Below are 14,445 nucleotides of genomic sequence, written 5' to 3'. Positions count from 1 at the left end.
CGACTCGCGACGCGCACCACAATATCTGGTATCGAAACTGAAACGATGCGCTAGAGATGGGGCTCGCCATGTCCATTCAGCCCGCCCGCAACGCGACCGGAACACGCGCTCTGGACCGTGAGGCGCGCCGCCTGCTCGACCGCGACATGCTCACCTTCTGCGCCCGCCAGCCGCAGCTTGCGGAACTGGCCTTCACACTCGCCGATCACGGCCACACCCATGTCGGCCATGTGGCGAGCCTGACCTTCTTCACAATTCTCGATCTTGCCGGCGGCGACCGCGCGCTGGCTGACGAGTTGCAGCACCGGCTCCGCCATGCCGGTCTCGATACCGGCCTTTCCCTGCCCGACTGGCAGCCGCCGACGGGCGATGCCATCGAGCCGCTGCTCGATTAAGGTTTTGCATTGCCGCACCGCACAGGCGCCCTATCTTCGCAGGAAGTGACGAAACCCGCGGGACGATAGCCATGATCACGGTGCACCACCTCAACAATTCGCGCTCCCAGCGCATTCTCTGGCTGCTTGAAGAAATCGGGCAGACCTATGAAATCCGCAAATATGAGCGCGATCCGCAGACCATGCGCGCGCCGGCGGCGCTCAAGGAGGTTCACCCGCTGGGCAAGTCTCCGGTGATTTCCGATGGCGACCACGTCATTGCCGAGTCCGGCGCGATTACCGAGTATCTGGTCGACACCTACGGTGCCGCCCTCAAGCCGCAAGCCGGCAGCGACGATCACCGGCGCTATGTCTACTGGCTGCACTTCGCCGAAGGCTCGGCCATGCCGCCGCTGCTGGTGAAGCTGGTGGTCGACCAGATCGCCAAGGCCAGGATGCCCTTCTTTGCCAAGCCGGTCGCGCGCTCGATCGTGAGCCGGCTCAATGACGGCTTCGTCCAGCCCGAGATCGACAACATCTTCGGCTATATCGAAACCGAACTGTCCGGACGCGACTGGTTTGCCGGCGATGCCTTCTCCGCCGCCGACATCCAGATGAGCTTTCCGCTGGAAGCGGCAGCGGCGCGCGGCGGTATCGGCAAGGCCTATCCGGCGATCCAGGCCTGGCTGGAACGCATCCACAACCGCCCCGCCTATGTGCGGGCGCTCGAACGCGGCGGCGAATACGGGATCGTCGGGCGCTGATGTCATGAAAAAGGCGGGAGCCACGCTCCCGCCTCTTCCCTGTCAGACTGTCTGCAGTCGGCCTCTACTGGCTTGCCGTGCCGTCCGGCGTCTCGCGGAAGTCGGCATCCGTCTCCGCCGCCAGGTAAACCAGAGCGGCATAGGCCGCGACATTCTGGGCCAGCTCGTCCGGATCGATCTTGTCCAGCGTATCGTCCGGCGTGTGGTGCAGGTCGAAATAGTCCTCGCCATTCTGCTCCAGGCGTACGGTCGGCACGCCCAGCATGGCCAGCGGGATGATATCCGGACCGCCGCCGGGCTCGTTCGAGCCGCCGCGAATGATCCCCAGCGGTGCGATAACCCGGCCCACCTCGTCGATCACCGGCGTGCCGGCCTCCGAGACATTCGAGGACAGGCGCCAGATGGTCCGGGCGCCGAAATCGGATTCGGTTGCCAGCACATGATTGGCGACTTCATCGGCGTGCTGCTCGGCATAGGCGCGCGCGCCCAGCAGACCGACTTCCTCGGCTCCGAACATCACCACGCGGATCGTGCGGCGCGGCCGCTGCGGCAGGTCGGCGATCAGCTTGGCGGCCGCAACGGTGATCGCGACACCGGCCCCGTCGTCGACCGCGCCGGTCCCCAGGTCCCAGCTGTCGAGGTGACCGCCGATCAGCACGATCTCTTCCGGGTTTTCACGCCCGACAATGTCCAGCACCACATTGCCGCTGGTCACTTCACCGTGCCAGCCGGCAACGGAATTCACCGTCAGGCTGATGGCCTCGCCGTTGTTGTGGAGGCGGCGCAGATGATCGGCATCGGGATTGGAGACGGCGATCACCGGGATATCGGCCCAGCTCCCGTCGAGATCGCTCATCATGCCGGTGTGCGGGAAACGGTGGCTGTCCGAGCCGACCGAGCGGACGACCAGGGCCGAAGCGCCGGCGCGCTCGGCATGCTGCCAGCCGATGCGGCGGCGCTGATTGGCCGGGCCGTAGCCGGCGCCGACCTGGCTGCGCACCATGATGTCGCCGTCGATGAAGGCGATACGGCCTTCCAGCGAACCGTCTTCGGCCGCTACAAGATCGTCGACGGTGCGGAAATACACGATCTCCGACTGAACGGAGCCGGAACCGGAACCGCCGAGCGCCGTACCGTGGAGCTCCATCTCGTAGGGAGCGGTCATGGTGATGGACAGGCTGTCGCGATCCCAGAAGGGCATGGTGAATCCTTCGACCTCGACGCGGTCGAAACCCAGCTCCTGACCCAGCGCCGCCCCCCAGGCGCGGGCCCGCTCCTCGGCTTCGGATCCTGCCAGGCGCGGTCCGATTTCCGTCGTCAGCGACTCGACAATGTCATAGGCCAGATCGCTTTCGAGCGCGGTTTCCATCAGCGTGCGTGCTGTCGCGGCCGCTTCCGGTGAAATGTCCTGGCGCTCCTGACCGATTGTTTCCGCCGTGAGAAACATGGTCATTCCAAGGGCGACAATTGCTTTCATCCTTACCTCCCCACACATTCGGTGCGTCACTATGAAACGCTTTGCCCCCGGCGCAAGGGCCGGGGCTGTGAAAGCCGTTACCAACAGATGGGAGCGAAACGATGGACAACAAGATCGAACGGACCATTCAGGGCCGCACACGCGACCTGGGCGGGTTTGAAGTCCGCCGCGTCCTGCCCTATGCGCGCCGCCGCATGGTGGGGCCCTTCATCTTCTTCGACCAGATGGGCCCGGCCGAATTCGCTCCGGGCCAGGGCATCGATGTGCGCCCGCACCCGCATATCGCCCTGGCAACCGTGACCTATCTGTTCGACGGCGCGATGCAGCACAGGGACAGTCTCGGCGTCGACCTGACCATCCGCCCCGGCGATGTGAACTGGATGACGGCCGGCCGCGGCGTGGTGCATTCCGAACGCACCCCGGATGAGGAACGGGCTGCCGGGCACCGCCTCTACGGCATCCAGACCTGGGTGGCCCTGCCCTCGGACAAGGAAGGGATCGAGCCGGCCTTCCATCACCACAAGGCCGAAACCCTGCCGCGCTTCGAGCGCGATGGTGGCGATTTCCGGCTGATCCTCGGCACGGCGTGGGGGCACCGGTCGCCCGTCGAGGTGTTCTCGCCCATCGTCTACCTGCACGGCGAATTGCGGGCGGGCGCCTCGACCAAGCTCAATCTCGAGCATGACGACGTGGCGGTCTATCTCGTGGAAGGCGCCGTCACGATCGACGGTCAGGCGCTTGAGCCTGGCGAAATGGCCGTGATCGAACCGGGCACCGCGCCGGAACTCGGCGCGCAATTGCCCAGCCGCATCATGATCTGCGGCGGCGCCCCCCTGGGCGAGCGGCACATCTACTGGAATTTCGTCGCCAGCAAGGAAGGCGATATCGACACCGCCAAGCGTGACTGGGTCGCGGCGGCGGAAGCCGGTTTCCCGGCCGGAGGACGTTTCATCCTGCCGCCGGACGAACAGGAACACATCCCCCTGCCTGATGACATCAAGCCCGAAGAGCCGGTCAAACCGACCCCGGACAGCCCGACCAGCTGATCTCAGCCATCCTCGCCGGCGGACGGCACGGCGCGCCATTCCGGTGCGTCGAGCGCCCGGCCCGTGACATAATAGGTCGCAAAACTCGCGAGCCAGTGTCCGCCGGCATAATCCTCGCCCGTCACCGAGGCGATACCGGCCTCGCCATGGCGCTGCGCGCTGGCCCGCAGGGCTGCGATACGCGGGTCGCCCTGCGGCAGGGCGCGGGCGATGGCCTCCAGGTTCCAGGCGCGCGACAGGTTCACGCCGTCCAGGTGGACCAGCTTGCCATCGGTCGGATCGACAACCCGTCCGGGTTCCAGCCAGTCGGCGGATCCGTCCTCGGGGATACCCGGCAGGAAACTGCCCAGCCAGTTCGCGAACTCGGCCTGCGGCATCACCCGCCGCATGAGATCGGCCTCCATCAGGCATGGGGACAGGAAATCCTCGCCGGACGGTTCATAGGCGATCGGGCAGTCGCGGTCCCCGATGTGAAACTCTCGCGCCTTGTCGACGATCAGCCGCTCCAGCCCGGCATCGCCGGTCGCCCGCGCCCAGTCCAGCGCGAGGGCAAAGCCGAAGGCGGACTGGTTGTGCGTGCCGATCCGGATCGGATAGAGCAGGTTGGGCAGCCAGGCCTTGTAGCGGTCGGCCACCGCCGTCTCGAGCGGCTCAAGCGCGGCCAGCCAGCGCTCGGCCCGCGGATCGTCCCATTCGCGCAGCTCCAGACCAAGCTGCAGCAGCCAGGCCAGACCATAGGGGCGTTCGAACGAGCCGCGCCCCTCGCCCTGGAAATAGGCCACTTCGCCGGCAATATTCCCGGGCGTCAGATTGGCATCGAGTGCCGCTGTCGCGCGGTCGGCCAGCTCGCCGTCTCCGGCCTCGCGCAACAGCCGGACCAGCAGCCAGTGGCCGTGGACCGCCGAATGCCAGTCATAACAGCCATAGAAAGCCGGATAGAGTTCCCGCGGCGTCAGCGCGTCCTCGCCGGACTGCAGCACATGCGAGATCTTGTTGGGATATTCGCGCTGCACGCAATCCAGTGCCAGTTGCATGAAGCGGACATTGCGCTCGGACGGCTCGGCCGGTTCCTGTGCAAAAACAGACGAGGCAGAAAAAACCGAAGCAATTGCGGCACATGTCAGAAGTGTTTGCGATACCATTTCGATCCCCGTCCTTCACTTTCAATTTCCGGCGTGCCCGAAGGGCTTTTCTGCCCCCGGACGATCTGCTACCGCCGGAATACCAAAACCGTTCGACCCGTGTGGCAAGCGTCTTGCTCCCGGGATCGACGATAACAGGGTGCGCGAACAGTCCCGTTTCACACAAGCGCCCGCAAACAGGTGAGTGGCTCACCGGCATCCGCCCCGAATCCGGGACGGGCCGGACAACAAGGTGCGGGCAGACTGACCACACTGGGGAAGCAGGAAACATGTCGAATTCCGAAACGCGCGATGGCGGGCTCAAAGCCCTTGGCGTCAATGCCGGCCGCGTCAATCTGAACTGGAACGAGGCCCGCCTCTATGAGGAGGCTGTGCGCCGTGGCGAGGGTGAAGTCGCCGAGGGCGGTCCGCTGGTCGTGAAGACCGGCGCCCATACCGGCCGCTCCGCCAAGGACAAGTTCACGGTCCGCGATGCGGAGACCGAGAACCAGGTCTGGTGGGAGACCAATGCGTCGATCACGCCCGAACAGTTCGACACGCTGTGGCAGGACTTCAAGGCGCACATGGACGGCAAGGACGTCTTCGTCCAGCAACTCTTCGGCGGCGCCGACCTTGATCACCGCCTGCCGGTGCGCGTCGTCAACGAGCTGGCCTGGCACTCCCTCTTCATCCGCCACCTGCTGCGCCGCCCCGAGCCGGCCGAACTGGACGGGTTCGAGGCCGAGTTCACCATCGTCAACCTGCCCAGCTTCCAGGCCGATCCCGCACGTCACGGCTGCCGCTCGGAAACGGTGATCGCCGTCGATTTCGCGCGCAAGCTGGTGCTGATCGGTGGCACGTCCTACGCCGGCGAGACCAAGAAATCGGTCTTCACCATCCTCAACTACCTGCTGCCGAAGAAGAAGATCATGCCGATGCACTGCTCGGTGAATGTCGGCAGCCAGGACGATGCCGCGATCTTCTTCGGCCTGTCCGGCACCGGCAAGACCACGCTGTCGGCCGATGCCAGCCGCACGCTGATCGGCGATGACGAGCACGGCTGGTCGGAGAACGGCCTCTTCAATTTCGAGGGCGGCTGCTACGCCAAGATGATCCGCCTGTCGGCCGAGGCCGAGCCGGAGATCCACGCCACCACGAAGATGTGGGGCACGGTGCTGGAAAACGTCGTGATGGATCCGGAAACGCGCCGGCTCGATCTGGACGATGACAGCCTGGCCGAGAACAGCCGCGGCGCCTATCCGATGCACGCCATCCCGAACGCCTCGGCGACCGGCCGCTGCGGTCATCCGAAAAACCTGGTCATGCTGACCTGCGATGCTTTCGGCGTACTGCCGCCGATTGCCAAGCTGACCCCGGCCCAGGCGATGTATCACTTCCTGTCCGGTTATACGGCCAAGGTGGCCGGCACCGAAAAGGGCGTCACCGAGCCGACCGCGACGTTCTCCGCCTGTTTCGGCGCGCCCTTCATGCCGCGCCACCCGGCCGATTACGGCGCCCTGCTGCGCGAGCTGATCGCCGAACACGATGTCGACTGCTGGCTGGTCAATACCGGCTGGACCGGCGGCGCCTACGGCACCGGCCACCGCATGCCGATCAGGGCGACGCGCGGCCTGCTCAATGCCGCGCTGGACGGCTCGCTGAACAATGCCGCCTTCCGCGAGGACAAGCTGTTCGGCTTCATGGTGCCGATCGCGGTTCCCGGTGTGGATGACAGCATCCTCGACCCGCGTTCGACCTGGTCCGACCCGGCCGCCTACGACGCCCAGGCCGCCAGGCTGGTGACCATGTTCGTCGAGAATTTCACCAAGTTCGAGGACAATGTGGCGGCCTATGTCCGCGCCGCCGCACCCAAGCTGCCGGCGCGTGAAAAGACGCTGGAAACCGCGGCCGAATAGGTCTGCCGCCATCCAGATTGAAGGACCCCGGCTGCCGGCGGCCGGGGTCTTTTTGTGTCCGAAAACAGGAACAACCGACACGGGCCTGCGGATTTATGATTTTCACATTCCGGCACCCAGACCCGGAATTTTCAGGATGATCTTTCGCAAAATCGTCGATGCGGAAATTTTGTTCCAGATTTCGCCAAGACTGGCGCACCAGGTTTCAGCCAAAAAATTGCGTCAGTCCGGTGAAAAAAAACACTTCTGGCGCAAAATTTGTTTGACCCGCCAGCGCAAATGCGCCTTCCTAGGATGACTTCGCAAGCGCAGCACACCGCTGCCGCAGGGATGGACCCGTCATGACGCTCGACGCCATGAACATCGCCGGCCTTCAGACCCAGACCGTCACCGGTCTGTCCGGTCGCGGCGGCGCCATGCCCGGCGGCCTCGGTACCACCACGACCACCATTATGACCACCTCCTGGACACGGGGGGCGGCCGGCGTGCGTTAGCGGACCAGAAAACCGCAACACACCGAACCCGCTCCCCGGCCCGGCGAGCGGGTTTTTTTGTGCCCGAAATTCACACCTCACCACCAGCCAGACCCAGACGACCCAAAGGATCCAGACCCATGCCCCTCGACCTCGATGCCCGAAAACCACTGAAGCTCTGCGTTCTCAAATTCGGAAGCTCCGTCCTCCAGAAGCCCGATGACTATGTCCGCGCCGCTCACGAAATCTATCGCCACACGCGTGCCGGCGAGAAGGTTGTCGCGGTCGTGTCGGCCCTGGAAGGTGAAACCGACGCCCTCTTTGCCGTTGGCGGCGATGTGGGTCAGGGGTCCAGCGACGGCCTGATGGCCCGGCTGGTCCGGTGCGGCGAGCTGAAGTCTGCAGCGCTGATGGGTCTGGCGCTGGAGCGAACCGGCATTCCCTCTGCCGTGCTCGATCCGCATGAAATGGGTCTGATGGCCGATGGCGAGCCGCTCGACGCCAATCTCACGGGTCTCGATTCCGACCGCGTCCTGGCGCACTTCGAAAACGCTGACGTGATCGTTGCGCCGGGCTTCTTCGGGGAAGGTGTTGCAGGACCGGTCACACTCGGTCGCGGCGGGACGGATCTGACGGCCGTCGAGTTCGCCCACTGGCTCGATGCCGACCGGGTCCGGCTGATCAAGGATGTCGACGGGGTCTACACGGATGACCCGGCCAAGGTTGCCGATGCCGAACGCCTCGACCAGCTGGACTATGACGAAGCGGTCCGCGTGAGCCGGGGCCTGGTGCAGGAGAAGGCCATCTTCCGGGCACGCGACAACCAGATCGTGATCGAGGTTGCCGCTCTGGGTCGCCCCTATGCGACGCGCATCGCCGGACGCGTGCAGCAACGCCCGGGGCCTGTCCCCGCCGCGCGCAAGCTGAAAGTCGCAGTGCTGGGCCATGGCGCCGTCGGCGCCGGCGTCTGCTCCCACCTGCTGGCCCATCCCGGCCGGTTCGAACTCGCTCCGGTTCTCGTACGCGACCCGGCCAAACATGCAGCCGCCTGCGACCGGCCGCTCGAATTCACCGACGACCCGGCCGTCGCCCTCGCCGGAACGCCGGACATTGTGGTGGAAACGCTGGGCGGTACGGATACGGCCCGCGCGCTGAGCCAGAGCGTGCTGCGAGATGGCAGCCATCTTGTCACCGCGAACAAGGCCGTGGTCGCGCTCGATATCGAACGGCTCAACGATCTCGCCCGGCAGCAAGGACGGCAATTGCGCTACTCGGCCGCTATCGGCGGCGGTGTTCCGATCCTGGAACTGGTCGACCTGCTCGGCCGCAATGGCGAAATCCTGGCCGTCGAAGGCGTGATGAACGGCACGTGCAATTTCATCTTCGACCAGCTCAAGCAGGGCACCCGCCTCGCCGACGCCGTCAGCGAAGCCCAGCGGCTGGGCTTTGCCGAGGCCGATCCCAGCACCGATCTCGACGGTCATGATGCCGCTGACAAGCTGGTCCTGCTGGCCCATCACGCCTTCGGCGTCACGCTGCATCCCAGCCAGATCGAGAAGGAAAGCCTGAACGATCTCGACGGCAACCGGATCCGGGCGGTCAACGAGAAGGGCATGGTCTTCAAGCAGATCGCCCGCTGTGAAGCGACCCCGGACGGCCGCGTTGAAGCGCGGGTCGAGATCGTCGCCCTGGAACCCGATCACCCGCTGGCTGGCCTCGTCAACGAAGGCAATGGCTTCCTCGTGAAACTGCCGCAAAAGACGGTTTCCGTCCGCGGCAAGGGGGCCGGCCGCTGGCCCACAGCGGAAGCGGTCTTTGCCGATATCATGGACATCCAGCGGTCCTATCTGACCGGCGAAGCCGAAGCATCGCCCGTACCGGAGAATCCGCTTAGCCATATCCGCCGAATGTCGACGGGACAGGTGGCATGACGACAGCAAATCCGGCGGCCCGCGCCAGCGCGCCCGCCAGTGTGGGCAATGTCGGGGTCGGCTTCGACGTGCTCGGCCTCGCCTTCGACGCCGTGCGTGATGAAGTCTGCGCAACGCGGGAAGACCAGCCCGGTGTGCGTCTGGGCACGGTTTCGGGTCTGGTCGACAGCCTGCCGGCCGAACCGGAGCGCAATTGCGCCCTCGCCGCCGCAGCCGCCGTGCTTGATGCGGCCGGGGCCGATTTCGGCCTGCGGATCGATGTGCACAAGGGTGTGCCGCTCAGCGCCGGCATGGGCGGCTCCGCCGCTTCGGCCGTCGCCGCGGCCGGTGCGGCCAATGCCCTGCTCGACAAGCCCTTTTCAGACATCGAACTCCTGCCTCTGGCCATGGAGGGCGAGAAAGTCTCCGCCGATCCGCCGCCCTGGGACAATGTGATGGCCGCATTGCTGGGCGGTCTCGTCCTGGCGGCGCGCCTCGACCCGCCCCTGATCCGGCGCCTGCCCCTGCCCGAGGGGATCGCCTGCGTCGTCTTCCACCCCCAGCGCAAGATCGAGACCCAGGCCGCACGCGAACTTCTCTCGCCGCAGATCGCCAAGGACATCGCGGTCGAGCATTCGCGGAACATGGCCAGCTTCGTTGCCGGTTGCGCCAGTGGCGATCTCGACCTCGTGGCCAGCGGCCTGCGCGACATCTTCATCGAACCGCAGCGGGCCAGCCTGCTGCCCGAACTGGCACCGGTCCAGGCCGCCGCACTGGACGCCGGCGCGCTGGGCTGCTCCTTCTCCGGATCCGGTCCCTCCGTCTTCGCCTGGACCCGGGTGGCCGACCTCGACGCCACGCGGGCAGCCATGGCCGCGGCCTTTGCATCCGCCGGATGCCCGGCAACCGCCTATGACGCCCCTCTGAATTCCCCCGGGCTCCGGATCGAACCCCAACAGGGATAGTGCCGCTCATGCTGTTTCACTCCACCCGCGGCAACGCGCCTGCCGTCACCGCCGACATCGCGCTCAAGGCCGGAGCCGCTCCCGATGGCGGCCTGTACCTGCCCGGGAACCTGCCCGGCTTCGCCAGCGGCGACTTCGCCGATACGTCAGGGCTGGGCGATCTGGGCGCGCGCCTGCTCGCCCCCTTCTTCGAGGGCTCGCCACTGGCAGACGCCATACCGGACATCTGCCGCGATGCGTTCGACTTTCCGGCGCCATGCGTCACCCCGCAATCGAGCGATGATGGACCGGCCGTGCTCGAGCTGTTTCATGGCCCGACCGGCGCCTTCAAGGATTTCGGAGCCCGCTTCCTGTTCCGCAGTTTCAGCGCGCTGGGCCAGGACGCCGACGCGCCGATCACGGTCCTGGTCGCGACTTCCGGCGATACAGGCGGGGCTGTCGGCTGCGCGGCCGAGGGCGTGCCCGGCGTGCGCGCCGTCATCCTGTTCCCCAAGGGCCGCATCTCGGCCTTCCAGGAACACCAGCTGTGCTGCTGGAAGCCGCCTGTCTCGGCGCTGCGTGTGGCCGGCGATTTCGACGCCTGCCAGGCCCTGGTCAAGGCGGCCTTTGCCGATGCAGGCCTGACCGCAAGGCACTCGCTGACCTCGGCCAATTCGATCAGCATCGGCCGCCTGCTGCCGCAAATGATCTACTGGTCCCGCGCCGCGCTCGATGTTGAAGCAGAAACCGGGATGAAGCCCGGCCTCGTCATCCCCACAGGCAATCTGGGCAATGCCTTTGCCGCCATCCTGGCGCGGGCCTGCGGCCTGCCGATCGGCCCGGTCGTGCTGGCCACCAATGCCAACACCACCCTGTCCGACTGGTTCTCATCGGGCCGCTATTCAGCGCGCGCATCGATCGCGACCATTGCCAATGCCATGGATGTCGGTGCGCCGAGCAATTTTGAACGTCTGGACGGGTTCGACGGTGGCCGGATCGCCGGCGTTGAATGCATCGGCGACGACACGATCCGCACCCGCATCCGCACGACATTCGAGGACAGCGGCTATATTGCCTGCCCGCATACGGCGACGGGTCTGGAAGCCCACGCACGCCTGCCCGAAGCCGAACGCAAGGCCCGGCCCTGGATTGTCGCCGCAACCGCCCACCCGGGAAAATTCGCCGATATCGTCGAACCGGTCATCGGCCGGACAGTCGATCTGCCGCCTGCTCTCTCCGGCGTTCTCGAGCGCGAGGTGCGGGTCAGCGACATCGCGCCGGAACTGGCGGCTTTGACAGCAAGTCTGGACGCCGGAACCTGATTGTCGTCGACTAGCGCCCGTCGACAACGGTGTGGCGGACCAGCCGGCCGGCCGGCACCTGCGTGCGGAACCGGGCTTCATTGTAGGCGAGCCCCGCATCCACATCCCAGCAACCGGCCGAAACGGTGAAGCGGTAGGAACGCCCCGGCGGCACCGTCACGCCCGACGGCAGGCGGTTGAGCCCGTAGCTCGCGGCCGAACAGTTGGAGATGAGGATTGCGGTAAAGGTCCGGCTCGACCCGTTGACGATCTCCAGCACGCCGGTCGGCTCGCCCGGACGCACCAGCGGACCGCCGGTGACGAGCGAGGCGCAAGCGCTCAGACTCGCAGCAACACCCAACGTCGCGATGAGTTGAAAAAAGCGTTTCATGTCCCCTCCTGTGCCCCGCCGCCAGACCTGGCAGAGCGTTTGCCGGTGGATTTCACGAGGTTATCGAAGTGTAATCGACAGCGGCCATCCCCTGATCGGGGGAGCGGCCCGGGGGCGGCCTGCCGCTATAAGCGTGGACCAACACGCCGGAGGAAGCCGGGGGAAGATGTTAAACGCATGCCTACGAGCCACACTCGCCTGACACCGAATACGCGACTGGCCGCATTGCTTGTGGCCGGGCTCGCGGCGAGCCTGGTTGTAATCTGGGCGGCCTTGCGGCCGGCGATCCCCGGCGATCCGCTCCGGCCGGTGACCGGTCTTTCCCATGTGTTCTGGATCCAGATCGTGATCGGCTTCGGGTCCCTCGCGATATCAGGCTGGGTCTGGGCGCTGAAGCCGGCTGACACGGCAACGCGGCTCTTCGTGCTCAGCGGCATCGCGACCATGTGCTTTACCTATGCACCGGCGCCGTTGCGCGAGTCGACGGCCCCTGTACCCGACACGGTTTTCCTGGCGCTGGTGGGGCTGAACGGTGTCGGCGCCTCCCTGTTCGGCATCGCCATGACCGCGCTCTTTATCTGCTATCCCGGCCGCCTGCCCTACCGGCGCGTGCTCGCCATCGGCAGTGCAGCTTTCTTCGGTCTGTGGACCGTAATCGGCCTGGCCGGCGCCCTGCAGGGCCGAGACGAACCCATCTACAACATCCACCTGCTGACCACTGCAGAGATGCTGACGATCTGCCTCGCCGTCGCGGCCCAGATCGCCGTGACCGGCCGCGATCCCAAGGCACGGGCGGTGGCAATCTGGTTCGGTCTCGCCGTGCTGTTCGGCGCCGGCGGTTTCATCACGATGACTGCAATCCCCGGCGTGCTCGGGATCCCGGCGCCCCTGGATTCACACTATTCCTTCGCCTTCTTTCTGCTGATCTATATCGGCGTCGCTGCGGGGCTGCAGCGCTTCCGCCTGTTCGAGCTGGGCGACTGGGCCTATCGCATCCTGTTCTACGCGGCCGGTGCCGTTCTGCTGGTCGCCATCGACGCCGTTCTGGTCTCGCTGATCGCGATCGACCCCGGACCGGCCTTCGGCGTGTCGCTGCTGGCCACAGCGCTGGCCTATCTGCCGCTGCGCGATGTGATCGGCCGCCGCATCCTGCCCCGGCCCGGCCTGAAGCAGGACGAGCTCTTCCTCGCCGTGGTCGACACCGCCTTCGGTGCATCGGGGCGCAGCCGGCATCATCGCTGGCGCAGCCTGCTCGACCGGCTGTTTGCACCGCTGGAGATCGCCGAGGCCGACAGTGCGGTCGACCAGCCCGAGATCCGCGAGGAGGGCGTCGAAATGCGGCTGCCGTCAACGCCGGGACATCCCGCCCTCATCCTGCGTCATCCCTGGCGTGGCCGCGCCCTGTTCTCGCCCGCGCATCTCGCCACTGCACGCCAGCTGATCGAACTGATGGCTCATGCCGAAGAAAGCCGGCGGTCCTATGATCGCGGCGTGGCGGAGGAACGCAGCCGGATCGCCCGCGACATGCACGACAATATCGGCGCCCAGCTGCTCGGCGCGCTGCACTCCAGCGATCATGACCGCAAGGATCTGATGATCCGCGAAACGCTGACTGACCTGCGTGACATCATCAACAATGCCGCGACCCCGGGGCTCGATCTCGACGAAACACTCGCAGATCTGCGTGTTGAAACAGCCGAACGCCTCGGCGCTGTCGGGATCGAACTGGTCTGGGAAAACGACATCGGTGAAACGCCCGACCTGTCGACCCCGGCCACCCACGCCCTGCGCTCGATCATCCGCGAGGCCGTCAGCAACACGATCCGCCATTCCGGTGCCACGCGTCTGTCGGTCCAGCTGGGCCGCGAAGCCGGCAGGGCCCGCCTTGTCATCGCCGACAATGGTCACGGCTTTGACCGCAAGCGTGTCAGCGCCGGCAACGGTCTCTCCAACATTGAAAGCCGGAGCGAGACACTGGGAGGACAAATGACATGCGACAGCTCGCCCGGCGGAACACGGATCGAGATCCGCTTTCCGCTGAAACAGCCCGGAGTGCCGGCATGAAACGTATCCTGATCGTCGAGGATGTCGCCCAGACCCGCCGCTGGCTGTGCGAGATTGCCGAGAACGCCTTTCCCGGCTGCTCCATCGAGGAGGCGGCCAGCATGCGCGGCGGCCTGGCCGCAGCCGCAGCCAGTGCCGACTTCGACCTCGCCCTGATCGATCTGGGACTGCCGGACGGTTCGGGACTGGAAGTCCTGCGCAGCCTGAAACTGGTCTGCCCCGACGCCGTCCCCATCGTCACGACCGTAATGGGCGATGACGCGCATATCGTTGCCGCGCTGTCGGCCGGCGCCGAGGGCTATCTGCTCAAGGAAAACCCGGCCGATCTGCTCACCGCCCAGCTGAAACGCCTGGCCGACGGGACGCCGGCCCTGTCGCCCTCGATCGCCCGGCGGATCATGGAGCATTTCCGCTATACCGGCCCGGCGGCCGATCCGGAGGAAGAGCTGACGGCGCGCGAAAAGGAAGTCCTCGGGCTGATCGGGCGCGGTCATCGCAATGTCGACGTGGCGGCCAGTCTCGACCTCGCCGAGAGCACGGTGGCCAGCCACATCAAGTCGATCTATCGCAAGCTGGGCATCTCCTCGCGTGCCGAAGCATCCTGGCACGCCACCCGGATGGGGCTCACCCTCAACAAGCCGGGCGAGCCCACCGGGCGCTGATC

The 14,445-nt window shown here is 66.0% G+C and carries 14 protein-coding genes; 11 read left to right on the top strand and 3 right to left on the bottom strand.

Going from position 1 to position 14,445, the window contains the following annotated elements; translation table 11 throughout:
- The first annotated feature begins 68 nt into the window (after positions 1 to 68).
- On the top strand, positions 69 to 395 hold the full coding sequence (locus PKE71_RS05945; protein ID WP_271186045.1) for a hypothetical protein: 327 nt from the start codon (positions 69 to 71) through the stop codon (positions 393 to 395).
- Positions 396 to 466: 71 nt separating this feature from the next.
- Positions 467 to 1,138: a glutathione S-transferase gene (locus PKE71_RS05940; RefSeq protein WP_271186044.1), complete on the top strand. Its 672-nt coding sequence runs from the start codon at positions 467 to 469 to the stop codon at positions 1,136 to 1,138.
- A 64-nt stretch (positions 1,139 to 1,202) separates the two neighbouring features.
- Here the strand turns inward: PKE71_RS05940 and PKE71_RS05935 are convergent, their stop codons facing one another.
- Positions 1,203 to 2,615: a M20/M25/M40 family metallo-hydrolase gene (locus PKE71_RS05935; RefSeq protein WP_271186043.1), complete on the bottom strand. Its 1,413-nt coding sequence runs from the start codon at positions 2,613 to 2,615 to the stop codon at positions 1,203 to 1,205.
- Between the two features lie 101 nt (positions 2,616 to 2,716).
- Here PKE71_RS05935 and PKE71_RS05930 point away from each other — a divergent pair, with 101 nt between their 5' ends.
- Positions 2,717 to 3,661 (top strand): pirin family protein, encoded by a 945-nt coding sequence (locus tag PKE71_RS05930; protein WP_271186042.1) that lies wholly within the window; start codon positions 2,717 to 2,719, stop codon positions 3,659 to 3,661.
- A 2-nt stretch (positions 3,662 to 3,663) separates the two neighbouring features.
- On the opposite strand, the gene PKE71_RS05925 is transcribed toward PKE71_RS05930, so the two are convergent.
- Positions 3,664 to 4,695, bottom strand: a complete 1,032-nt coding sequence (locus PKE71_RS05925) for a DUF2891 domain-containing protein (protein ID WP_271186041.1) — start codon at positions 4,693 to 4,695, stop codon at positions 3,664 to 3,666.
- 377 nt (positions 4,696 to 5,072) lie between these two features.
- Here PKE71_RS05925 and PKE71_RS05920 point away from each other — a divergent pair, with 377 nt between their 5' ends.
- The 6 genes from PKE71_RS05920 (at position 5,073) to thrC (ending at position 11,347) form a co-directional block, all read left to right on the top strand.
- Positions 5,073 to 6,698: a phosphoenolpyruvate carboxykinase gene (locus PKE71_RS05920; RefSeq protein ID WP_271186040.1), complete on the top strand. Its 1,626-nt coding sequence runs from the start codon at positions 5,073 to 5,075 to the stop codon at positions 6,696 to 6,698.
- A gap of 136 nt (positions 6,699 to 6,834) precedes the next feature.
- Positions 6,835 to 6,996: a hypothetical protein gene (locus PKE71_RS05915; protein ID WP_271186039.1), complete on the top strand. Its 162-nt coding sequence runs from the start codon at positions 6,835 to 6,837 to the stop codon at positions 6,994 to 6,996.
- 43 nt (positions 6,997 to 7,039) lie between these two features.
- Complete coding sequence (locus PKE71_RS05910; protein WP_271186038.1) at positions 7,040 to 7,192, top strand: hypothetical protein; 153 nt, start codon at positions 7,040 to 7,042, stop codon at positions 7,190 to 7,192.
- Positions 7,193 to 7,311: 119 nt separating this feature from the next.
- Positions 7,312 to 9,102 carry a homoserine dehydrogenase gene (locus tag PKE71_RS05905; protein WP_271186037.1) on the top strand — a complete coding sequence of 597 codons (1,791 nt, stop codon included), beginning with the start codon at positions 7,312 to 7,314 and terminating at the stop codon, positions 9,100 to 9,102.
- Positions 9,099 to 10,046: a homoserine kinase gene (locus PKE71_RS05900; RefSeq protein ID WP_271186036.1), complete on the top strand. Its 948-nt coding sequence runs from the start codon at positions 9,099 to 9,101 to the stop codon at positions 10,044 to 10,046. The genes PKE71_RS05905 and PKE71_RS05900 overlap by 4 nt, the downstream gene beginning before the upstream one ends.
- A gap of 8 nt (positions 10,047 to 10,054) precedes the next feature.
- On the top strand, positions 10,055 to 11,347 hold the full coding sequence (gene thrC / locus PKE71_RS05895; RefSeq protein ID WP_271186035.1) for a threonine synthase: 1,293 nt from the start codon (positions 10,055 to 10,057) through the stop codon (positions 11,345 to 11,347).
- Between the two features lie 10 nt (positions 11,348 to 11,357).
- On the opposite strand, the gene PKE71_RS05890 is transcribed toward thrC, so the two are convergent.
- The gene (locus tag PKE71_RS05890; protein WP_271186034.1) at positions 11,358 to 11,717 is read right to left on the bottom strand and encodes a hypothetical protein; all 360 of its coding nucleotides are present in this window, start codon (positions 11,715 to 11,717) and stop codon (positions 11,358 to 11,360) included.
- 177 nt (positions 11,718 to 11,894) lie between these two features.
- Here PKE71_RS05890 and PKE71_RS05885 point away from each other — a divergent pair, with 177 nt between their 5' ends.
- The gene (locus PKE71_RS05885) at positions 11,895 to 13,781 is read left to right on the top strand and encodes a sensor histidine kinase (protein WP_271186033.1); all 1,887 of its coding nucleotides are present in this window, start codon (positions 11,895 to 11,897) and stop codon (positions 13,779 to 13,781) included.
- On the top strand, positions 13,778 to 14,443 hold the full coding sequence (locus PKE71_RS05880; RefSeq protein ID WP_271186032.1) for a LuxR C-terminal-related transcriptional regulator: 666 nt from the start codon (positions 13,778 to 13,780) through the stop codon (positions 14,441 to 14,443). The genes PKE71_RS05885 and PKE71_RS05880 overlap by 4 nt, the downstream gene beginning before the upstream one ends.
- Positions 14,444 to 14,445 lie beyond the last annotated feature (2 nt).

This window comes from Maricaulis virginensis (assembly GCF_027922185.1).
Classification (GTDB): Bacteria; Pseudomonadota; Alphaproteobacteria; order Caulobacterales; family Maricaulaceae; genus Maricaulis; species Maricaulis virginensis.
Note: the sequence above shows the minus strand (reverse complement) of the source record. Positions and strands in the feature narration are given on the sequence as shown.